General features: G+C 65.7%; 18 protein-coding genes, 1 tRNA gene and 1 other RNA gene. 8 read left to right on the forward strand and 12 right to left on the reverse strand.

Translation table 11 applies throughout. The features are described from left to right. Positions 1 to 228: 228 nt before the first annotated feature. The 3 genes from epsC to msrA form a co-directional block, all read right to left on the reverse strand. Complete coding sequence (epsC, locus tag PCK14_RS14330) at positions 229 to 816, reverse strand: serine O-acetyltransferase EpsC (RefSeq protein WP_269939186.1); 588 nt, start codon at positions 814 to 816, stop codon at positions 229 to 231. Positions 817 to 952: 136 nt separating this feature from the next. Then, the gene (gene cysK / locus PCK14_RS14335; RefSeq protein WP_269939187.1) at positions 953 to 1,888 is read right to left on the reverse strand and encodes a cysteine synthase A; all 936 of its coding nucleotides are present in this window, start codon (positions 1,886 to 1,888) and stop codon (positions 953 to 955) included. Between the two features lie 99 nt (positions 1,889 to 1,987). Then, a complete protein-coding gene (gene msrA / locus PCK14_RS14340; RefSeq protein ID WP_269939188.1) occupies positions 1,988 to 2,512 on the reverse strand; it encodes a peptide-methionine (S)-S-oxide reductase MsrA in 525 nt (174 codons plus the stop codon). Between the two features lie 97 nt (positions 2,513 to 2,609). On the opposite strand from msrA, the gene PCK14_RS14345 reads away from it, so the two are divergent. Together PCK14_RS14345 and PCK14_RS14350 are read left to right on the forward strand one after the other, a co-directional pair. Continuing rightward, positions 2,610 to 3,710 (forward strand): Nif3-like dinuclear metal center hexameric protein, encoded by a 1,101-nt coding sequence (locus PCK14_RS14345; protein WP_269939189.1) that lies wholly within the window; start codon positions 2,610 to 2,612, stop codon positions 3,708 to 3,710. A gap of 48 nt (positions 3,711 to 3,758) precedes the next feature. Further along, the gene (locus PCK14_RS14350) at positions 3,759 to 4,496 is read left to right on the forward strand and encodes a zinc ribbon domain-containing protein (protein ID WP_269939190.1); all 738 of its coding nucleotides are present in this window, start codon (positions 3,759 to 3,761) and stop codon (positions 4,494 to 4,496) included. A 79-nt stretch (positions 4,497 to 4,575) separates the two neighbouring features. Here PCK14_RS14350 and PCK14_RS14355 read toward each other — a convergent pair whose 3' ends face one another. Beyond that, positions 4,576 to 5,340, reverse strand: a complete 765-nt coding sequence (locus PCK14_RS14355) for a YaaA family protein (RefSeq protein ID WP_269939191.1) — start codon at positions 5,338 to 5,340, stop codon at positions 4,576 to 4,578. Between the two features lie 195 nt (positions 5,341 to 5,535). Here PCK14_RS14355 and PCK14_RS14360 point away from each other — a divergent pair, with 195 nt between their 5' ends. The 3 genes from PCK14_RS14360 to PCK14_RS14370 all read left to right on the forward strand — a co-directional run bounded on the left by PCK14_RS14360 (position 5,536) and on the right by PCK14_RS14370 (position 8,457). Further along, positions 5,536 to 7,026: a glyceraldehyde-3-phosphate dehydrogenase gene (locus tag PCK14_RS14360; RefSeq protein ID WP_442864735.1), complete on the forward strand. Its 1,491-nt coding sequence runs from the start codon at positions 5,536 to 5,538 to the stop codon at positions 7,024 to 7,026. 84 nt (positions 7,027 to 7,110) lie between these two features. Further along, positions 7,111 to 7,491, forward strand: an RNA gene (rnpB, locus tag PCK14_RS14365) — RNase P RNA component class A. A 225-nt stretch (positions 7,492 to 7,716) separates the two neighbouring features. Continuing rightward, positions 7,717 to 8,457 carry a GmrSD restriction endonuclease domain-containing protein gene (locus PCK14_RS14370; protein WP_269939192.1) on the forward strand — a complete coding sequence of 247 codons (741 nt, stop codon included), beginning with the start codon at positions 7,717 to 7,719 and terminating at the stop codon, positions 8,455 to 8,457. A 45-nt stretch (positions 8,458 to 8,502) separates the two neighbouring features. On the opposite strand, the gene PCK14_RS14375 is transcribed toward PCK14_RS14370, so the two are convergent. The 7 genes from PCK14_RS14375 to PCK14_RS14405 form a co-directional block, all read right to left on the reverse strand. After that, positions 8,503 to 10,113: a peptide chain release factor 3 gene (locus tag PCK14_RS14375; protein ID WP_269939193.1), complete on the reverse strand. Its 1,611-nt coding sequence runs from the start codon at positions 10,111 to 10,113 to the stop codon at positions 8,503 to 8,505. A gap of 104 nt (positions 10,114 to 10,217) precedes the next feature. After that, positions 10,218 to 11,075 carry an acyltransferase domain-containing protein gene (locus PCK14_RS14380; protein ID WP_269939194.1) on the reverse strand — a complete coding sequence of 286 codons (858 nt, stop codon included), beginning with the start codon at positions 11,073 to 11,075 and terminating at the stop codon, positions 10,218 to 10,220. A gap of 126 nt (positions 11,076 to 11,201) precedes the next feature. After that, positions 11,202 to 12,653, reverse strand: coding sequence for a sugar porter family MFS transporter (locus PCK14_RS14385; protein ID WP_269939195.1), 1,452 nt, complete (start codon positions 12,651 to 12,653; stop codon positions 11,202 to 11,204). A gap of 139 nt (positions 12,654 to 12,792) precedes the next feature. Next, positions 12,793 to 13,365 carry a peptide deformylase gene (gene def / locus PCK14_RS14390; protein WP_269939196.1) on the reverse strand — a complete coding sequence of 191 codons (573 nt, stop codon included), beginning with the start codon at positions 13,363 to 13,365 and terminating at the stop codon, positions 12,793 to 12,795. A gap of 112 nt (positions 13,366 to 13,477) precedes the next feature. Then, a tRNA-His gene (locus tag PCK14_RS14395) sits at positions 13,478 to 13,553 on the reverse strand. Positions 13,554 to 13,728: 175 nt separating this feature from the next. Continuing rightward, positions 13,729 to 14,325 (reverse strand): oligoribonuclease, encoded by a 597-nt coding sequence (gene orn, locus PCK14_RS14400; protein ID WP_269939197.1) that lies wholly within the window; start codon positions 14,323 to 14,325, stop codon positions 13,729 to 13,731. 42 nt (positions 14,326 to 14,367) lie between these two features. Beyond that, positions 14,368 to 15,765: a hypothetical protein gene (locus PCK14_RS14405; RefSeq protein ID WP_269939198.1), complete on the reverse strand. Its 1,398-nt coding sequence runs from the start codon at positions 15,763 to 15,765 to the stop codon at positions 14,368 to 14,370. Between the two features lie 192 nt (positions 15,766 to 15,957). Here PCK14_RS14405 and mptB point away from each other — a divergent pair, with 192 nt between their 5' ends. After that, entirely contained in the window at positions 15,958 to 17,553 is a 1,596-nt protein-coding gene (mptB, locus tag PCK14_RS14410; RefSeq protein WP_269939199.1) for a polyprenol phosphomannose-dependent alpha 1,6 mannosyltransferase MptB, read from the forward strand. 12 nt (positions 17,554 to 17,565) lie between these two features. Here the strand turns inward: mptB and PCK14_RS14415 are convergent, their stop codons facing one another. Further along, positions 17,566 to 18,285, reverse strand: a complete 720-nt coding sequence (locus PCK14_RS14415) for a DNA alkylation repair protein (protein WP_269939200.1) — start codon at positions 18,283 to 18,285, stop codon at positions 17,566 to 17,568. Between the two features lie 40 nt (positions 18,286 to 18,325). Here PCK14_RS14415 and PCK14_RS14420 point away from each other — a divergent pair, with 40 nt between their 5' ends. Together PCK14_RS14420 and PCK14_RS14425 are read left to right on the forward strand one after the other, a co-directional pair. Further along, a complete protein-coding gene (locus tag PCK14_RS14420) occupies positions 18,326 to 19,159 on the forward strand; it encodes a putative protein N(5)-glutamine methyltransferase (RefSeq protein ID WP_269939201.1) in 834 nt (277 codons plus the stop codon). Positions 19,160 to 19,210: 51 nt separating this feature from the next. Next, complete coding sequence (locus PCK14_RS14425; protein ID WP_269939202.1) at positions 19,211 to 20,578, forward strand: glutamate decarboxylase; 1,368 nt, start codon at positions 19,211 to 19,213, stop codon at positions 20,576 to 20,578. Positions 20,579 to 20,677: the final 99 nt, after the last annotated feature.

Here is a 20,677-nt window from a genome sequence, read left to right on the forward strand (position 1 = left end):
CGGCGAGGACCGCCGCCATTTCCGCGGCAACTCTGGATCCCCCACCAGATCCAACTTTTTCGTTAAAGACGACACGGTCGTTGCAACTCCTAAAACTAGGTGTTGCAACGACCGCTAGAACTCGCCCTTTCCTTTCGGAAGGTCACCGGCCGCCGTCGTACCCCACCCGCTCCCACCTCTCGCAAGCTCGAAGCGGGGCCCTCGCGGGCGTGGGCCCATTGGAAGTAGCTAGATCCACATGGCGGGGTCGATGTACTCCGCCGGGTCCACCGCCGGGGCCATTTCCTTGGCCGAATCGCGGTGGCGGACCTTGGCCGGGATGCCGGTGAGGATGGATTCCGCCGGGGCGTCCTTGACCACCACGGCGTTGGCACCAATGGCGGAGTCGTCGCCAATGTGGATGGGGCCCAGGACCTTGGCACCGGCACCGATGGTGACCCGGTTGCCAATGGTGGGGTGGCGCTTGACCTTGGCCAGCGAGCGGCCGCCCAGGGTCACGCCGTGGTAGATCATGACGTCGTCGCCGATTTCGGCCGTTTCGCCGATGACCACGCCCATGCCGTGGTCAATGAAGAAGCGGCGGCCGATGGTGGCGCCGGGGTGGATTTCAATGCCGGTGGCAAAGCGCGCGAGCTGTGAGAGCACCCGGGCCGGGAACCGCAGGCCCGGACTGGTCCACATCTTGTGCGTCAGGCGGTGCACCCAAATGGCGTGCAGCCCCGAATAGACAAAAAAGTTCTCCGCGGAACCCCTCGCGGCCGGGTCATGAGAGCGGGCCGACTCAAGGTCTTCACGTATCCTGGCGAAAAATCCCACAGACTTCTTTCATTTGGCCGCCGCGGGATTCCCGGGCGGGTGCTCGTTGCAGGGGCCCGCAAGCCAGAAGACCCGCATCACTGACTCGACAGCGTCAGTGATGCGGGAATTATTCCGGCAGCGGGCAAAGGCCGGCTTAGCCGCGGATGTCGTCGTACAGCACGGTGGAGATGTAGCGTTCGCCGAAGTCGGGGACAACGGCGACAATCAGCTTGCCGGCGTTCTCCGGACGCTTGGCCAGCTCCAGGGCGCCCCAGACCGCTGCGCCGGCGGAGATGCCGCCGAGGATGCCTTCCTGGTTGCCCAGGGCGCGGGAGACGGCCACGGAGTCCTCCAGCGAGGCGTCCAGGACCTCGTCGTAGATGTCCTGGTCCAGCACCTCGGGGATGAAGTTGGCGCCCAGGCCCTGGATCTTGTGCGGGCCGGGGGCGCCGCCGTTGAGGATGGCGGAGTCGATGGGCTCCACGGCAACAACCTGCACATTGGGGTTGCGCTTCTTCAGGAGCTGGCCGACGCCGGTGATGGTGCCGCCGGTGCCAACGCCGGCAACGAGGATGTCGACCTCGCCGTCGGTGTCTTCCCAGATTTCCTCGCCCGTGGTGGCGAAGTGGATGGCCGAGTTGGCGGGGTTGGCGAACTGCTGGGCCCAGATGGCGTTCTCGGTGGTGGCAACAATGGCCTTGGCCTTCTCAACCGCGCCGCGCATGCCCTCGGAGCCGGGGGTCAGGACAATTTCGGCACCGTAGGCGCGCAGCATGACGCGGCGCTCGGTGGACATGGTCTCCGGCATGGTCAGGATGACCTTGTAGCCGCGGGCCGCGCCCACCATGGCCAGGGCGATTCCGGTGTTTCCGGAGGTGCCCTCGACAATGGTTCCGCCGGGCTTGAGTTCGCCGGAGGCCTCGGCGGCGTCAACGATGGCGACACCGATCCGGTCCTTGACGCTGTTGGCCGGGTTGTAGAACTCCAGCTTGACGGCAACCGTGGCCGCGAGGCCTTCCGTGAGACGGTTCAGACGCACCAGGGGGGTGCCGCCGACCAGCTGGGTGACATTGTCATAAATACGTGCCATGGGTGGGTCCTTAGCTTCATTCACAGTTTGGTGGGTGCATCCCTGCAAGGGCCGCACACGGGGCATATCCGTCAGCGTAGCGAGTACGGCGGCGGCGTTCTAGGCGGTGAGCCACTTCGCGTAATGTTTTCGCACTTTGGCAATTTTCGGGTTGATAATGACCTGGCAATAGCCCACCCCGGGACGCTGCGCGTAGAAGTCCTGGTGGTAGTCCTCGGCCTCGTAAATAACCTCCAGCGGCGAAACTTCGGTGACGATCGGGTCGGCCCACAGAGGCTGGTTTCGCTCAATGGCCGCCAGGAACTGCGCCTGCTCTTCCTCATTGCGGTAGTACATGACCGAGCGGTACTGGGTGCCGACGTCGTACCCCTGGCGGTTCAGCGTGGTGGGGTCGTGCTGGACGAAGAACATGTCCAAAATGGTGTCGGCCGGAATGACTGTGTCATCGAACGTCACGGAAACCACCTCCGCATGGCCCGTCATGCCAGTGCAGATCTGATCGTACGTGGGGTTGGGCAGTGCGCCGCCGGTGTACCCGGAAACCACTGATTCCACGCCGCGGGTCATCTGGTAGACGGCGTCGAGGCACCAAAAGCAGCCTCCGCCCAATACAAAAGTCTTCATGCTCCTTTATAAGCCATGGCGGCCCGCGAAGATTCCCGCGGCGGCTGCGGCCGTGCCTCTGCGTCCGCCTGCCCCCGCCCGCCAGTAAAGTAGGAGCATGAGCAAGGAACCAGATTTTCCCGAGTCCGACGCCGGCACCGAAGCAGCTGCCCAGGCCGCCGACTCCCACGCGGCTTCCGGGAACACCCCTTTCGCCGTAGTCGGCGGGGATGCCGCGGCAGTCTTTGCCGAGGCAGATGAGTTGGGCCTCGAAGACGACGGCACCGACTCCGTGGCCGCCCAGGCCGATGTTGACGAGGATGCAGACCCCGGCGCCGATGCGGCGGAGCCGGCTGACGGGGACGGGCACCTTCACCTGGACACCCCCGTGTTGTCCGATGTGCTCGTGGCCGTCGAGGAACTGTGGCCGGAATCGCTCGCCGAGGAGTGGGACCGCGTGGGCCTGGTGGTCGGCCACCCCGACGCCGAGGTGGACCGCATCATGTTCGCCGTGGACCCCACCATTGAGGTTATTGACGAGGCGCTTGACTGGGGTGCCCAGCTGCTCATCACGCACCATCCGCTGCTCATGAAGGGCGTCAACTCCGTAGCCGCAACCACCGGCAAGGGCCGCGCCATCCACCGGCTCATCGAGGGCGGCTGTGCACTGCTTACCGTGCACACCAACGGCGACAGCGCCGTGGGCGGCGTTTCCGACGTCCTGGCCGATGCCGTGGGCCTGACGGATGTCCTGCCCCTCATGCCGGCCGCGCACGGCCTGGTGGAGGAAGGCATTGGCCGCGTGGGCATGCTGCCGGGTGCCGAAAAGCTGGGCGACCTGGCCGCCAGGATCTTCCTGCAGCTGCCCGCCGTCGCCGGCGGCGTCCGCGTCGCGGGGGACAAGGATGCCCTGGTCCGCAAGGTTGCCGTGTGCGGCGGTTCGGGCGACAGCCTTTTCGAGGCGGTCCGCTCCAGCGATGCCGATGTCTTTGTCACTGCCGACCTGCGCCACCACCCGGCGTCGGAGGCGCGGGAGGCCCGGGCCGACGGCAGGCCGTACTTGATCGACCTCTCCCACTTCGCCAGCGAATGGCTGTGGCTGCCGGCCGCGGCCCAGGCCCTGGGCAATGTGCTGGCGGACCAAGGCTTCGAGGCCGAGCTCGCCGTGAGCCAGGCCAACACGGACCCGTGGGATTTCATTCTCACCCCCGGCAACTAGGCTTAGCCCAGGAACACCACCCAACACAACGCATGCAGGAGGGCTTTCATGGCCAAGGCAGCACCGGGCGAGCAGATGCGCTTGCTGGACGTTCAAGTACTGGACGGCAAACTCAAGGGCCTGGACGTCCAGGCCAAGGCGCTCAAGGAAGACCCGCGCCTTCCCGACCTCCACGCCGGGGTCACGGTGGCCAAGAGCGACCTCGTGGTCCTGGACACCGCCGTCAGCGACACACAGCGGGCCCTGACCAAGTCCGAGGACGATGTTGCTTCCGTGGTGGCGCGCATTGAACGCGACGAGGCCAAGCTGAACAGCGGCACCGGACTGTCCAAGGACCTCATGGCACTGCAGAGCGAAATTGAGTCGCTGGGTCGGCGCCGCAGCGACCTGGAAGACACCGAGCTCGAGGCCATGGAGGCCTTCGAGGAGGCCACCGCCAGGCAGGCCGCCCAGCGCGAGCTGGTGGCCAACATGCAGAGCGTGCTGGACGAGGTCCTGGATGAGGTGCGCAGCAAGCTGGGCGGGCTGAAGATGGAACGCGACGCCACCTTGGCCGAACGTGCCACGCTCACCGCCACCTTTGACCCGGCTTTGATGGCCATCTACGACCGCGCACTGGGTAAGTACGGTGTGGGCGCGGCCCGCCTGTTCCACGGCAAGTCGGAGGGTTCGGGCATGCAGCTGAGTGCCGGCGATCTCGTTGACATCAAGAAGGCCAGCCCCGACACCATTGTGTTCTGCCCGGATTCGGGCGCCATCCTGGTCCGCTCGGAGGAGTGGGGCTAAAAGCCACGCACAACGGGCGGATCCACCACCTGGAGAGTGAGTGGTACAACGGCGGCAGCTGGCAGGGCGCCGGCGTGGTTTAGTCCGCCAGGATGATGTTCAGGGCGTGCGCCTTGCGTGCGGTTCCCGGGACCAGCTCCACCGTCCACTTTTCGCCAGCCGCCTTGGCCAGCTGTGCGGGGGATTCGGGGGCCTTGCCGCGCCGGGTCAGCAGGTGCCTGGCCAGCTCGCCCCGGGTGTGCTTGGCAAAGTGCGAGACCACCTTGCGGACGCCGTCGCGCTCGGTGAAGACGTTGACGGCCACTGTGCGTGCCGGGTCGGGCACCCAGGCGGCCGCGTAGCTGCTGGAGCGGCAGTCCACCAACAGGTGCCCCTCGGCATGCGGGGACACGGCCGCGGCCAACAGCGGCTTCCAGTGGCTGGCCAGCTTCCCCAGGCCCGGCAGGCCCACGGACATGGACAGGCGGTAGGCCGGGATGCTGTCGGCAAAGCCCACGGCGCCCCACAGGCCCGAGATGACGATGATCGATTCATCGGCCTTGCGCTTCTGGGCTGCCGTCAAGGTTTTGTAGCCCAGCGCGTCGTAGAGCACGCCGGTGTAGATGCTGTGCGCCGGCGCGGCTGGCTCGTGGGCCAGCCGGGTATTGCGGATGACCTCGTGGGTCAGGGAGGCGCCCACGCCCAACTGCGCCAAGGCGTCCTCTTGTCCGGAGACGTGCGCCAAGGCGGCCGCGACGTCCTGCCGCGCCTGCGTCAGCGACGGGAAACTCAGCGTGGACAGGTCCACCGGCGTGCCGGCGTCGGGCGGGGTCTTGCCCTCGGAGGGGGGAAGCAAAATGAGCACCAGAAGAGCTTATCGGCTTTGCGACTTGGGCCCACGCGCCCGAGGGACCGGCTGCGAGCGAGGCGAGTTGCGGGAGGGCGTGGGGATAGACCGGTCTAGTGAATCCGGTCACGGAACTCGCCGGTAGCCTGCGTCCGCTGTCACACTTGTTTTGGCTTGAACCAAGGGTGTTTTAAGCTAGAAGAGGTAGAAAACGTGACGCACAACGACGTGGCACTGAAAAGTGACGCCGCCCTGGACACCTGGATCCAGCGCGAAACCATGGCCGAGGCACTGATCCCGCTGATCGGGCGCCTCTACCGAGAAAACAATGTCATCACCAGTGTCCACGGGCGCTCATTGATCAACAAGTCCCCGTATGACATCCTCAAGGCGCACCGCTTCGCCCGCCACATTGACGACGTGGAACTTCCCTTGGCTGAAACCCTGCCGCTGATCCAGGCCCTGGACACCCTCGAGCTCGGCTCGGCATCCCTGGACGTCGCCCGCCTGAACGCGAGCTTCAAGGCCTCTGGCGCGGCGGACCTGGAAACCTTCCTGCGCGCAGAACTGGCGGAGATCGTGGGCCGCCGCGGCGAAGACGGCCGCACCAGCACCGACGTCGTGCTGTACGGCTTCGGCCGCATCGGGCGCCTGCTGGCCCGCATTCTCATCGAACACAATGGCGGCGGCCACGGCCTGCGCCTGCGGGCCATCGTGGTCCGCAAGGGCGGCGACTTCGATCTGACCAAGCGTGCAAGCCTGCTGCGCCGCGACTCGGTCCACGGCCCCTTCGACGGCACCATCACCGTCGACAAGGACAGCAACATCATCCAGGCCAACGGCACTGCCATCCAGGTCATCTACTCCGATAGCCCGGCAACCATCGACTACACGGCGTTCGGCATCCACGATGCCCTCATTGTGGACAACACCGGCCGCTGGCGCGATGAAGAGGGCCTGTCCCAGCACCTCAAGAGCAAGGGTGCGGCCCGCGTGCTGCTGACAGCCCCAGGCAAGGGTTCGCTGAAGAACATCGTGTACGGCATCAACCACGACATGATTGAGGCCTCGGACAAGATCGTCACTGCCGCCTCCTGCACCACCAATGCCATCACGCCGGTGCTGAAGGTGCTCAATGACAAGTACGGGATCATTCACGGCCATGTGGAAACTGTGCACTCGTTCACCAATGACCAGAACCTGACGGACAATTTCCACAAGGGCGATCGTCGGGGCCGATCGGCAGCACTGAACATGGTGCTCACCGAAACAGGTGCCGCCAAGGCCGTCGCCAAGGCTCTTCCCGAACTGGAGGGCAAGCTCACGGGAAACTCCATCCGCGTGCCAACCCCCAACGTGTCCATGGCCATCCTCAACCTGACGCTTGAACACGGCACCACCAAGGAAGAAGTGAACAGCTACCTCCGCGACGTGTCACTGAACTCCGAGTTCCGCAAGCAAATCGACTACATCGACTCACCCGAGGTCGTCTCCTCGGACTTCGTCGGCTACCGGCGTGCAGGCATCGTTGACGGCCTGGCGACCATCAGCACCGACAAGAACCTTGTCCTCTACGTTTGGTACGACAACGAATTCGGCTACAGCTGCCAGGTGGTGCGTGTCATGGAGGAAATGGCAGGGGTCCACCCTCGCCAGTTCCCCGCGCTGGAAGCCTCGCCCGAGCTGGCCACAGCCTCGGTGTAGCCCACCCTGCCAAGCCAAGGTCCGGCGTCGTGCATCAACGACGCCGGACCTTGGCCGTCCCAGAGGGTACACTTGATCTCTGGATAGGGCAGCTGGGCAACCGCGCGTCACGCAAGTGGCTCGAGGAACGTCCGGGCTCCACAGGACAGGGTGGTGGGTAACGCCCACTCGGGGTAACCCGCAGGACAGTGCCACAGAGAATAGACCGCCCGCACGGCTTCGTACCGGAGCGGGTAAGGGTGAAACGGTGGTGTAAGAGACCACCAGTGCCCCAGGTGACTGGGGGAGCTAGGTAAACCCCACCCGGAGCAAGGCCAGACAGGGCATGATTGAGGGCTGTTCGCCCGAGTGTCCGGGTAGGCTGCTAGAGAGCGTCGGCAACGGCGTTCGTAGATGGATGGTTGCCTCTCCGCCGCGGGCAACTGCGGCGGACGACAAAACCCGGCGTACAGGCTGCCCTATCCAACAATCTTGCTGCTTTCGCAGTGCCTGTGGACAACTCCGGGCACGCGGCCGCGCGGCTCCCTAGACTTGTTCCATCACGAATTCCCCGGCGCCTTCGACGCCGGACGTGCGGGCAGGGGCAGCCAATCCATGGGACGGCACGAGCAAGACGGACAGGGCACAGCGCTGCGCCGCCCCGGACCGCCGGTCCGCCCCGTCCAACAACAGCCCCGCCCACCGTGGCGCATGGCTTCCGTACTTGCGGTCCTGCTGCTCGTGGCGCTGGGCGGCTGGCTGCACACCGCCGGACGCTGGCCCTTTGACCACGACGCCGGCACGCCGCCCGTGTTCAGCACCCCACCTCCGGGGCTGGGCCGCCCCGTGGTGGCAGTTGGCCCCGGCACAGCCCTTGTTGCCCTGTTGGAGACGCTGCCGGTCAAGGGAAAGGCGCCCTCCAGCAGTTACGACCGCTCCTTGTTCGGCGAAGCCTGGGTGGACGCCGACGCCAATGGCTGCGACACCCGCAACGACGTCCTGCGCCGGGACCTGGCCGGGGCAACATTCACTGACGGTTCCTCCTGCCTTGTGGCCTCCGGAATCCTCAACGAGCCGTACACAGGCCGGCAAATCCATTTTCGGCGCGGAAAAGACAGTAGCGCCCTGGTCCAAATCGACCATGTGGTGGCCCTCGGCAACGCGTGGCAGAGCGGGGCTGCGGCCCTGACGCCAGAGCAGCGTGCAAGCCTGGCCAACGACCCACTGAACTTGCTGGCCGTGGACGGGCCGGCCAATCAGGAGAAGTCCAGCTCCGACGCCGCCACGTGGTTGCCGCCCTCGAAAAAGTTCCGCTGCCACTATGTGGCCCGCCAAATCTCGGTCAAGGCCGCCTACCACTTGTGGGTTGCCCCGGCGGAGAAGGCCGCCATGGTGCGCGTGCTGGGACTGTGCCCGGAACAAGAAAGCCTGCCCTCCGGCTACCTCCCGTGAAGGAGGCGCGAAGGGCAGGCCCGTCAGCCCGTCAGAACGCCGAGGCTAATTCTGCATGGTGGTGCCGATTTCCGACAGCGGCAGGTCCGGGTGGTTCTTTTCCACGCGGCGCATGGCCCAGATGTCGTTGAACAGGGCCAGGAACTCGCCGTCCGTGCGCTCCAGCACCTCAGCGCCGTGGAGGTTGGCCAGCACGGCTGTTGCCTCCGGCGTCGTCAACCTGGCCAGGGAGTAGGGGAGGCGCTCCAGGCGCATGGGGGCGTTGAAGTCGTGGTGCATGCGGTCCTCGACCACCTCGAACTGCATGGGTCCGACGGCGGCCAGCACGGGTGCCTGGTCCCCGCGCAGGTCCGAGCGGAGGACCTGGATGACGCCCTCGTGCTCGAGCTGCTCGATGCCGCGGCGGAACTGCTTGTACTTGCTGGGGTCCTTGGAGCGTGCCACCTGGAAGTGCTCGGGCGCGAACAGCGGGATGGCCGGGTACTCCACGGGCTCCTCCACAAAGAGGCTGTCGCCCACGCGCAGCGCCGAGGCGTTGACCAGGCCGACGACGTCGCCCGGGAAGGCGGTGTCGATGACTTCGCGTTCGCGGCCAAACACCTGCTGGGCGTACTTGGTGGCGAAGGACTTGCCGGTGCGGGTCTGGGTGACCACCATGCCGCGCTCAAACATGCCGGAGCAGACCCGGATGAAGGCCACGTGGTCGCGGTGCGCCTGGTTCATGCCGGCCTGGACCTTGAACACGAAGCCGGAGAACGGTGCGTCGACGGCGCGGGCGTTGCCCGTGATGTCGGCGCGCGGCGAGGCCGGGGGTGCGAAGTCCACCAGGGTGTCCAGGATCTGCTTGACACCAAAGTTCAGGGCGGCCGAGGAGAACAGCAGGGGCGTGGCCTTGCCGGCGTAGAACGCCTCAAGGTCCAGCGGGTTCGCCTCGTCGACCACCAGGCTGGCCTCCTCGGTGGAGTCCTCCCAGGCGGCGCCTTCAGATTCGGCGGCCTGCTCCGGGGTCAGGTACTCCGTCAGGGCAATCTGGGCGCCGGAGCTGTTGCGGGCAAACTTGGCGAACTCGTTGCGGCGGATGTCCCACACGCCGCGGAAGTCCCCGGCGATGCCGATGGCCCAGGTCAGTGGCATGGGTGTCAGGCCGGTGCGCTCGGTGATCTCATCCATGAGTTCCAGCGGGTCAAGGCCCGGGCGGTCCCACTTGTTGATGACGGTGATGATGGGCAGGTTGCGCTGGCGGCAGACCTCGAAGAGCTTCATGGTCTGGGTTTCCAGGCCCTTGCCCGCGTCCACGAGCATGACGGCGCAGTCCACGGCCGCCAGGACGCGGTAGGTGTCCTCGGAGAAGTCGGCGTGGCCGGGGGTGTCCAGCAGGTTGATGACGGTGTCGCGGTAGGAGAACTGCAGCGCCGCGGAGCTGATCGAGATGCCGCGGTCCTTTTCCATCTGCTGCCAGTCGGAGACCGTGTCCTTGCGGTTGGACTTGCCGTTCGTGGCGCCGGCGGTGCCGATGACCTTCGCGTGCAGGGCCAGGGCCTCGGTCAGCGTGGACTTGCCGGCATCGGGGTGCGAGATGACGGCAAAGGTGCGACGGCGTTCCGCCTGGCCGGAAATTTCGGTGGCGCGGGCGGGGGACTGGGCCGGAGAGGACACGAGACTACTTTCTAGCGGTGAAGAATTTGTTCAAGCAAGGGCAAGGCGCAACTATCAAGTTTACCGCAGCACCGGGGGACCCGCTGGGCGGCCGCTTGCGCCCGTCAGGGAAGCTGCAGGCTGCCGAAGCCAAGCTGCCAGGCGCCCCCGGCATCGATGCGCTCCAGCACCACCTGCTGCAGCGCCGTGGCACGCGGCAGTGCGGCGAGGTTGTCCATGCTGCGGGTGCGGAAGGTGAAGTACACGGCGTCGGTGGGCTCGTTGCGCGGTTCGCCGTAGGGGGTGAACAGGGCTGCGAACTTGGCGATGTTGGAAGCCGGGTCCAAATGACCGGCAAGGTACGGGTCCAGCAGCCAGGACTCGCAGTTGGCTGTGCGGACAGGCTTCTCGGGGAAATGTGCGGCAAAGAATGCCCCGGCCTGTGCCAGGCTGTCGTTGACGGCTTCCGCCCCGAGCCCGCCGCCCTCGGGGATGTGGACGCCCAGGATCCACTCGCCGTCGGCCACACCGGGAATGGGTGCAGTGGGCTGGTGGATCAGGTACTGCAGCCGGCCCAGCTGGTAGATGCGCCCTGAGAAGACGTGGTTGAGCCACTTGTAGGTGTCCATGCCGAAGCGGTTGTGCACGCGGCGGTTGATGGCCATGTTGCGGCCAAAGTCCGCCAGCGTGGCCAGGGTGGTTTCCTCGGGGATTCCCCGGCCCTGGTGCCAGGCAATGACCTCCGGGACAAACCGCACCATGGCGCCCAGCCAGTCCATCTCGCCGACGGGCACTTCGGCGGTGCCCAGTTCCGGGTTGGAGTCATCGGCGCTGCCCAGCCGGGCCGCCAGGTGGTCCAGGACCCGTTCGACGGCGGGGGATGCCGGAGCAGTGATGAGTTCCAGGCATTCGGCCCGGTCTTCCGGGGCAATGTCCAGGATGTCGAGGGTCTGCTCGGGGCTCAGGGCGGTGCGAAGGGTCATGGGGCCAGTTTAGCCAATGTGCGGCCCTGCTCCTGCGCACTGTTAAAGGGGCAATGGCGCGCAACTCCAGGAGTTGCGCGCCATTGCGGCCCAACCGTGCGCGTGAGCGTCGGGAAGGCAGTGGGCCTAGCTTTTCTTGCCGGCCTTGGGCTTCTTCGTGAACAGGGTCTCCGCCTGCTCCAGCGACATGCCGTTGGTCTCGGGGATCTTGAACATGACAAAGAAGAACGACGCCGCGGCAAACAGTGCGTACATGCCGTAGGTCAGCGGCAGCGATGCGGCGGCCATGGACGGGAACGTCAGCGTGATCAGGAAGTTCGCCACCCACTGCGCCGCTGCGGCAAGGCCCAAGGCACGTGCACGGATGCGGGAGGGGAAGATCTCGCCGAGCAGGACCCACACGAGCGGGCCCCACGAGGCGCCAAAGCTGACCACAAACACGTTCGCGGCAACCAGTGCGGCCGGGCCCCAGGCGCCGCTCAGGTGGATGTCGGAGCCGGATCCGTCGGCGGAGGCAAAGGCCAGGGCCATGACGGCGAGCGAGACGGCCATGCCGATGGAGCCGGCCAGTAGGATGGGGCGGCGGCCGATCCTGTCCACGAGGGCAATCGCCACGAGCGTGACCAGGATGTTGACCACGGCGGTCACCACGGAGATGGTCAGCGAGTCCTTCTCCTGGAAACCGACGGCCTTCCACAGCGTGGTGGAGTAGTAGAAGATGACATTGATGCCCACGAACTGCTGCAGCATGGACAAGATGATGCCGATCCACACCACCGGCTGGAGGCCAAAGCGGTTGCCGCGCAGCGAGCCCTTGCGTGCGGCCAGGGTGTCTTCCGCAACGGCGGCCTTGATGTCACGGATGCTGCGTTCGGCGTCGTCATGCGGGGCAATGGCCCGGAACACGCGGGCTGCCTCCTCTTCCTTGCCCTGCAGCACCAGGAAGCGCGGGGATTCGGGGAGGATGAAGGCGATCCAGCCGTACACAACGGCGGGGACGGCCGCGGCGAGGAACATCCAGCGCCAGGCAGGCAGGCCCAGCCACAACTCCTGCGCGGCGCCGCCTGCCGCGTTGGCGAACAAGGCGTCGGACAGCAGGGCGGCGAAGATGCCGATGGTGATGGCCAGCTGCTGCAGCGAGGCCAGGCGGCCGCGGTGCTGGCGGGGCGCGATTTCGGAAATGTAGGCCGGCGCAATGACCGAGGCCAGGCCAATGCCCAGGCCACCCACCAGGCGCCAGAAGATCAGGTCCCAGACGCCGAACGCCAGGCCGGTTCCAATGGCACTGGCCAGGAACAGGATGCCGCCGAGCTTCATCGCCGGGATGCGGCCCTTGGCGTCGGCAATGCGGCCCGCCAGGTAGGCGCCCACGGCGCAGCCCAGAAGTGCGACGGCGACGGCGAACCCCGTGAGTGCATCGCCCAGGACGAATTCGTCCTGGAGGGCATCGACGGCGCCGTTGACCACTGAGGAGTCAAAGCCGAACAGGAAGCCACCCACGGCGCCGGCCACGGCAAGGCCAACAACCTTTCGGGGGATGCCGGTGGCTGCCGGTGCAGGTGTGCTGGAGCTGGACATGGTTCTCCCTCGTGGCCGTGAGAAAAGCTGTCATGGCCGGAGTCGACAAAATGGCGGAGATTTTTCTCCATGCCCAAGCTACTGCATGCCCCGCCACCTCACGGCCCCAATTTGGGGCTCGTGCAACGTGAGAATGTTCTCAGTGGCCGAACGGGTCCGGATCCACTCCGGGCATCCAGGTCAGCCCGGGCACGCCCCAGCCATTGCTCTTGGCGGCACGCCGGGCCTTCTTGTTGAAGCGGGCGTTGAGCCGGTCAACGTAAAGCTTCCCGTCCAGGTGGTCGTACTCGTGCTGCATGCAGCGGGCAAACCAGTCTGTGGCCTCAAAGTCCAGGGGGTTGCCGTCCACGTCGAATCCGCGCACGCGCACCCACAGGGCACGCTTGAGCGGGAAGTCGATGCCGGGCACGGAGAGGCAGCCTTCCACCTCGTCGTCCGGGTCCGGGGCGTTGCCGGAGATCTTGCCCACCGTGAGCGTGGGGTTCACCACCACGCCGCGGGCGGGGACGCCGTCGTCGTTTTCCATTTGGTAGGTGAAGATCCGCAGGCCAACACCGATCTGAGGGGCGGCCAGGCCAACACCGTTGGCGGCGTCCATGGTCTCGAACATGTCGTCCACGAGGGCCTTCAGTTCGGCGTCGAAGGCCTTGACCTCGTCGGCGCGGCGGTGCAGCACGGGTTCACCCAGGATGGTGACGGGACGAATGGTCATGGTGGCTTCCTTTGCAGGCCGGGGGCAAGCGGGCGTTGTTGGTGCTTTTTCAGGCAATGAAAAACACCCCGACCAAATGACCGGGGTGTTTCACGATTCGCAGGGAATCACTTGGGGTGAGATACGGGGGTTGAACCCGCGACCTCCTGGACCACAACCAGGCGCTCTGCCAACTGAGCTAATCCCACCATGTCCGCCGCTGCTCTTTGGTCACCTTGCGGTGTCCTCCGTGCTTGTGGCAACGACCAATACTCTACCTGAAATTGGGAGGCGGTCGTGACCACTTGCCGCGATTTTGCCCGTTTTGTGAGCCAAATCGCATTGCGGTGGCGGAAGTTCCGCGAATTTGCGCGGAATTTTCACTCAGTGCTTGGCTGAAATCTTTTTTGCGGTGGCGGTGTCCGGGCCCGGGGCAGGCACAAAAACGGCTTCGCGGTAGTACTTCAGCTCGTTGATGCTGTCCTTGATGTCGCCCAGCGCGCGGTGGTTGCCTGTCTTGGCCGGCGACTGGAAGTAGGCGCGCGGGTACCAGCGGCGGGCAAGTTCCTTGATGGTGGAGACGTCGATGACCCGGTAGTGCAGGTGCTCCACCAGCTCGGGCATGTCGCGGACCAGGAAAACCTTGTCGGTGCCGATTGAGTTGCCGGCCAGGGGGGCCTTGTTGGGCACGGGCACGTGCTCGCGGATGTAGGCCAGGACCTGGGCCTGGGCGTCTTCCATGGTGGTGCCGCCGTCGAGCTCGTCGATCAGCTTGGAGGTGGTGTGCATGTTGCGGACAAAGTCGCCCATCTGCGCCAGGGACTCGGCGCTGGGCTTGATGACGACGTCGACGCCCTCGCCCAGGATGTTCAGCTCCGAGTCGGTGACAAGGGCTGCCACCTCAATCAGGGCGTCGTTCTCGGCGTCCAGGCCGGTCATTTCACAGTCAATCCACACAATGCGTTCATTAGTAATAGCCACCCGACCAATGTACCGTGAACGCGCCATGCCCGCGTGGGTTGCTCAGTGCCTGCGGGGCAGGTGGCTTGGCGTGACGGTGGCTGCGGGGGAGGCCGCGGCGTCATGGCGGGCAATGGCCTGCGGATTGCGGCCCAGGACAAACAGCTGGCGCACGCTCCACACAAACAGCACCACCAGCAGCAGGTTGCGCAGTGTCAGCACGGCTGCCATGCCCGCGTGGTTCATGGTGAGCAGGTCATAAAACAGCGGGAACACCAGGAACGTCAGCCCGGCCACGGCGATGAGCATGGCGGCCGGGACGCGCCAGGCACGCCAGTGGAGGGACAGGCCCACGGCAACGGCAGGCGCAAGCCACACCATGAACTGCGGCGAACCCACCTTGTTGAACACCACAAACGCCGTGGTCAGGGCCAGCGATCCAAACAGCAGCAGTGCCGTGCGGTCCGCGCCTCCATTGCGCTTGCCGGTGTGCAGCGCCCAGAAAACCAGGGCCGCCACCAGCAGCGCCGCGGCAATGAGCAGGGGCTGCATGAGGAAGCTCATGAGCTCGGATCCCGGGCCGTCCACCTGCATGGAGTTGATGTCGGTGTTCATGTACATGCGCGCCCCGCCCAGGCCCAGCACGCTCATCCACAGCCACGGGGTGGTGAACGTGGCCTCGAGCTGCATGCCGCGGTCGCCCTGCTCCAGCAGGAAGTTCAACAGCTGCGGCAGCGCACCCATGGCCAGGGCCAGCACCACCACGAAGGCTGTGACCAGCATTCCGGCCAGGACCACCTGCACACGCTGCTTGACCACTGTGAAAAGCGCAAGCACGACGGCGGCCGGCCAGACCTTTGTCCACGTCGCCACGCTCAGGATGAAGGAGGTCAGGAACGGGCTGGCAACCCCGATGGACAGGGCAATCAGCACCACGGGTGCGGTGAACCCGTCCACGCGGGCAAAGCCGAGCCACGCCATGATGGTGGTGAAGGAAAGCCACCACAGGGCGGCCGGAATGGCCTTGCGGTTGCGGCCCCAGCTGGTGAGCTTGCCCACGGCAAGAGTGTTCAGGGCTGCGATCATCAGGACCCAGAGAAAGAGGAAGGGGGCCGGGCCAAAAATGTATGCCACGGCCATGGGAACCAGGGCCAGGATGGGGTACACCCAGGGGCTGGGGCCCGAAACGCGGGAGCCGTCGAAGTCCACTGACGCCCAAACCCGGTAGATGAAAGTGTCACTGTAGGCTTCCCCGCGCAGTGACAGGATTGCTGCAAAGACAAGGAACAACACGTGGACGGCACCAAAGGCCACCCACAACCCGGCAGGGGACTTCAACCAGTTCTGCGCCGGCGTGGGCACAACTGCGTCCCGAAGGCGGGCAAGGGCGGAGAAAAACGTGTCCGTGGAAATGGTCCAGTCCTTCTGGGGTGCGGCGGCAGCCTGTTGTGGGCGCAGCAATTGAGTGAAACGCCGTGGTTGCGTGGCCCGCTTACTCAGGAGATGCTCGGCTGGAGTGGGTAGAATGCCAAGAATGTAGCGCTTGGCTTTTCCATGTTAGCGCAGCCGGAACTTGTTCCCGGGTAGCCCGTCCATGCGCATGCCAAGCCGTCCTGCCGTAGTTGCGGACACAGATAGTTCAGGAGTTTGTTGTTGACCAGCACTGATGTTGCCACGTCGAAGGTGAGGAACCGGGTGTCCGCAAAACGGCCTGTAGGCACCGGAACCGCGTCCTGGGCCATCTGGCAGGGATTTGCCGGCTCGGTCATGATCCTGGTGGGGTCACTTGGCGTCGGTTGGCTGGCCAGCAGCTCCGTGCTCATCCGCAACCCGCTGTTCATTTTGGCCCGCACCACGCCGGTTGCCGTCATCACCGCCACAGTGGTGCTCTGCCTTGGTGCCGCACTGTTGTTCCGGGCCTGGCTGCTGCTGCGCAGGCACCTGGCCGGCTGGGGCGAAGAATCCGGCCCCTTGCTGAAGAAAGCGCTGGCCCTGTGGGTTGCTCCCATGATGCTGGCGCTGCCCCTTTTCAGCCGCGACTCCTACGCCTACATTGGCCAGGGCCGGCTCATGCAACAGGGGCTCAACCCCTACACCGACGGCATCTCATCACTGAACAACTACTTCCTGCTGGGCCCGGACACCATGTGGACCGAGGCACCCACCCCCTACGGGCCGCTCTGGCTCTGGGTGGAACAGCTGGCAGTGCTGCTCCCGGCCAACAGCCCGGAAATTGCCCTGATTCCGTTCCGGCTGGCCAGCCTGGCCGGCGTGGTCCTGCTGGCCATCTATGTGCCCAAGCTTGCCCAGCGCCACGGATTCAACCCACACAGGGCCATGTGGCTTGCCGTCCTGAACCCCATCACCTTGCTGAACTTCATCGCCAGCGTCCACAACGACTCCCTCATGATGGGCCTCGTGGTGGCCGGACTCTACTACGCAAGCAACAAGCGGCCCGTGGTGGGCATCTTGCTGGTCACCGCCTCCATTGCCATCAAGCCCATTACGCTCATTGCCCTGCCGTTCGTGGGGCTGCTGTGGGCCGGATCGCGTGCTGGATGGGTGCGCAAGTTCGCCATCTGGGCTGCCACCCTGGGCATTTCCATGGGTGCCATGGCTGCCATGGGCGCGGTCAACGGACTGGGCTTTGGTTGGCTGGCGGCACTGCAGACCCCCGGCACGGTGTGGCATTGGTACGCACCGATTGGCATGGGATCCGTTTCACTGGGGTCCCTGGTGGACGTCCTGGGCGGCAACGGCAACGCCGTCGCCAATGGCATCCAGAAGGTGGCCCAGGCCATCTCCATCCTCCTCGTCGTGGCCCTGGCCTTCCTGAAGGTCAAGGTGGAGCCGGGGACGGACTCGGCCACCGCGCTCCCTGAACCGCAGCGCTACAGCCATGCCGTGCTCCGCCGCATGGCCTGGGCCTTTGCCGCCGTGGTGCTGCTGGCCCCCATGATCCAGCCCTGGTACGTGGTCTGGCTGCTGGCGTTCTTTGCCATCACGGGCATCAAGGACGGCTGGCAGGTGCGCGTGGTGTACTACGCCACCGCATTCTTCATCCTGATTGCCCTCACGGACCAGTTGAGCGTTTTCCCGTGGATTCCCATGGCCGTGGTGCGCAGCGTGGCTGTCGGGGTGGGCCTGGGCGGCGTGCTGTACGTCATGTTCGTGGATCCGAAAACCCGGGGCATGTTCGTGCCCAAGTGGGAGCGCCGCGGCGCGGAGAAGGTGCAGCTTCCCTCCTAAACCGGGACCGGTTCAGGGGGCCTGGAGGTGCTTGAGTGCCTCGCGGCGCGACAGCGGGCTGAGCCTTTCGCCCAGCCCGCCCACGTAGTCCCGGACCCACTCGGGCTCGGTCCTTGCGTACTGCCGAAGCGCCCAGCCAATGGCCTTGCGGATGAAAAACTCCTTGTCCGCCAGGTTGGGCTCAATCACCTCGGCCAGCAGCCTGGTGTCGGTGGCGGACTTCGCCGGCAGCTGCGCGATGATGGCAGCCCTGCGGAACCAGAAGTCGGGGTGCACGCTCCACTCGCGCAAAAGCGGCTCCATGCCCGCACGGTCTTTGTGAAGCAGATCCCACAGCCGCGGTGCCACCGAGTCCACAAAGTCCCACCACTGTCCCGTGCCAATCACCGTGGCGTAAAAGGGCAGCAGTCCCGGGTCGCCGCGTCCCAGCTTCGAGTCCGTCAGCATGATGGCGCAATAGCGTTCCTCGCGGTGAGTGGCTGCTGCCCAGAGCTCCGTCACGGAGGCAGCCAGGACCGCTGCGTTCGTGAAGGGGTGCTCCCGGGCCAGGTCCCGCACCGTCTTGCGGACAATGGGGGAGGGCACTCCCTTGTAGGGCATGGTGGATTTCATGTACGCGGCCATGCCGGCGGCTTTCTCCGGGAGGGCAACCGCGTCCAGGGCCGGGCCGAGCGCTTCCAGGAAAGCCTCGTTCGGTGTCCCTGTGACGGGTGAGGGGGCGGAGGGTGTCATTCCACCAGCGTAACTGCGGGAGGTCTACCATGTGGTTGATATGGAGCAAAGTGAAACGTTGCCCGAGGAATCGCTCGTTTCGGGGCTGCGGCTGGCCGGCTGCGTCTTCGCCGAGGAGGAAGCTGCCATTCTTCTGGAGTCGGCCCGCACGGACGCCGAACTTGCCATGATGCTCGCACGCAGGATCGAAGGGCAGCCGCTGGAGCACATTGTGGGCTGGGCCCAATTCTGCGGCTTCCGGGTCAAGGTGGCCCCGGGCGTCTTTGTGCCGCGGCGACGCAGCGAATTCCTGGTGGAGCAGGCGCTTGCGGCCCTGGCCGGGCGGGCCGGCCGTCCCGTGGTCCTTGACCTGTGCTGCGGCAGCGGTGCCGTGGGGGTGGCAATCGCCAGGTCCCTGGCAGCTGCTGCAACGGGGTGCGAGCTGCATGCAGCGGATGTGGACCCTGCCGCCGTCGTGTGCGCCACGGCCAACCTGGCGCCCTTCGGCGGGAGTGCCCACTGCGGGGACTTGTTCGCGGCCCTGCCGCAAGAACTGCGCGGGGGCATCGACTTGATTGCCGCCAATGCCCCCTACGTTCCGGCCGGGGCCATCGCGTTCATGCCGCAGGAAGCCCGGCTGCACGAGCCGGAGCGGGCCCTCAACGGCGGAGCCGACGGGCTGGACCTGCACCGCCGGATTGCCAGGGAGGCTTCTCAGTGGTTGCGGCCCGGCGGCTCGCTGTTGCTGGAAAGCAGTGCCCGGCAGGCACCGTTGAGTGCGGCCATCCTGGCATCTTGCGGTCTCACGGTCACCATTGCCTCCCATGACGAGCTGGATGCCACAGTGGTTGCCGGCATGCTTTCGCCGGCCGGAGAGCTTCATATCGGCCGCTGATGTGGCTAGCCTCGATACAGGGAAGCAACCATGCCGACGGGGGAGACCTTTATGAGCCTGCACAGCCACCACATCCGCCGCCACGAAGCCATGTCCGGCAGCGCCTTCGACACCGCGCTGGGGACCATTCCCCGGCATGAACTTCCGGAGGGAATCCAGGACCCCGATGCGGCAATGCGGTTCATCCAGGACGAACTCATGCTCGATGGCAACGCGCGGCAAAACCTGGCCACCTTTGTCACCACCTGGATGGAACCGCAGGCGGTGGCCCTGATCCGCTCATCGTTGGAGAAGAACATCATCGACAAGGATGAATACCCGCAGTCGGCTGAGATTGAGCGGCGCTGCGTGAACATCCTGGCCAACTTGTGGCATGCGCCGGAACCCACGGGCGGGGCAGATGCGGTGGGGTGCTCCACCACGGGATCCTCCGAAGCGGCGATGCTGGCCGGCATGGCGTTGAAATGGCGGTGGCGGGCGCGCCGGGAGGCAGCCGGCCTGGACGCCACCAGGCCCAACCTTGTCATGGGCGCCAATGTGCAGGTCTGCTGGGAGAAGTTCGCCAGGTACTGGGACGTGGAGGCCAGGCTGGTCCCGCTCGAGGGAGCCACGCACCTGACGGCCGGGCAGGCCGCAGCGGCCTGCGACGAAAACACGATTGGCGTGGTCGCCGTGCTGGGCTCAACCTTTGACGGTTCCTACGAGCCCGTGGCGCAGATCGCGGCGGCCTTGGACAAGCTTGAGGCCTCCACCGGCCTGGATGTCCCCATTCATGTCGATGCGGCCTCGGGCGGATTCATCGCCCCGTTCCTGGACACGGAACTCCTGTGGGACTTCGCGCTGGAGCGGGTGAAATCCATCAATGCCTCCGGGCACAAGTACGGCCTGGTGTACCCGGGCGTGGGGTGGGTGCTGTGGCGCAGTGCAGAGGACCTGCCCTCGGATCTGATTTTCAGCGTCGATTACCTGGGCGGTTCCATGCCCACCTTTGCCCTGAACTTTTCCCGCCCGGCCGCCCAGGTCGTTGCCCAGTACTACACGCTGGTGCGGTACGGATTCGAGGGCTACCGGCGAATCCAGGAGCGGTCCAGGCAAATTGCCGGCACCATTGCCCGCGGTGTCGAGGCCATGGGGCCGTTTACCCTGCTCAGCCGGGGTGATGAATTGCCAGTCCTTGCCTTCAAGTGCACGACGCCGGCTGGCTGGTCCGTGTACGACCTCTCGCACGAACTGCGCACCTTTGGCTGGATTGTGCCCGCCTACCCAATGCCGGAGGGGATGGCGGACACCGACGTCCTGCGGGTGGTGGTGCGCAACGGCTTCACCTTTGACCTGGCCGGGATGTTCTTGGCCGACGTGGCGAAATCGGTGGACCGCCTGTCCGGCCGCCAGAATGAAGCAGTGGCCTTCCACCACTGAGCCGCTGCGCACCGCGTGCCGGCGGCGTGTGGGCATCCCGCGGCGGGAAGTGCAGTTTCCTCCTGGAGGAAGTCGATGCGGAGTACAATTTGAAGCCAA

This window comes from Arthrobacter sp. HY1533 (assembly GCF_027568515.1).
Classification (GTDB): Bacteria; Actinomycetota; Actinomycetes; order Actinomycetales; family Micrococcaceae; genus Specibacter.

Coding starts and splice junctions, on each gene's coding strand:
- PCK14_RS14415 (WP_269939200.1), bottom strand. CDS start 18,285: ATGACACCCTCCGCCCCCTCACCCGTCACAGGGACACCGAACGAGGCT.
- def (WP_269939196.1), bottom strand. CDS start 13,365: ATGACCATTCGTCCCGTCACCATCCTGGGTGAACCCGTGCTGCACCGC.
- cysK (WP_269939187.1), bottom strand. CDS start 1,888: ATGGCACGTATTTATGACAATGTCACCCAGCTGGTCGGCGGCACCCCC.
- PCK14_RS14350 (WP_269939190.1), top strand. CDS start 3,759: ATGGCCAAGGCAGCACCGGGCGAGCAGATGCGCTTGCTGGACGTTCAA.
- PCK14_RS14370 (WP_269939192.1), top strand. CDS start 7,717: ATGGCTTCCGTACTTGCGGTCCTGCTGCTCGTGGCGCTGGGCGGCTGG.
- PCK14_RS14425 (WP_269939202.1), top strand. CDS start 19,211: ATGAGCCTGCACAGCCACCACATCCGCCGCCACGAAGCCATGTCCGGC.
- PCK14_RS14380 (WP_269939194.1), bottom strand. CDS start 11,075: ATGACCCTTCGCACCGCCCTGAGCCCCGAGCAGACCCTCGACATCCTG.
- PCK14_RS14385 (WP_269939195.1), bottom strand. CDS start 12,653: ATGTCCAGCTCCAGCACACCTGCACCGGCAGCCACCGGCATCCCCCGA.
- msrA (WP_269939188.1), bottom strand. CDS start 2,512: ATGAAGACTTTTGTATTGGGCGGAGGCTGCTTTTGGTGCCTCGACGCC.
- PCK14_RS14345 (WP_269939189.1), top strand. CDS start 2,610: ATGAGCAAGGAACCAGATTTTCCCGAGTCCGACGCCGGCACCGAAGCA.
- PCK14_RS14420 (WP_269939201.1), top strand. CDS start 18,326: ATGGAGCAAAGTGAAACGTTGCCCGAGGAATCGCTCGTTTCGGGGCTG.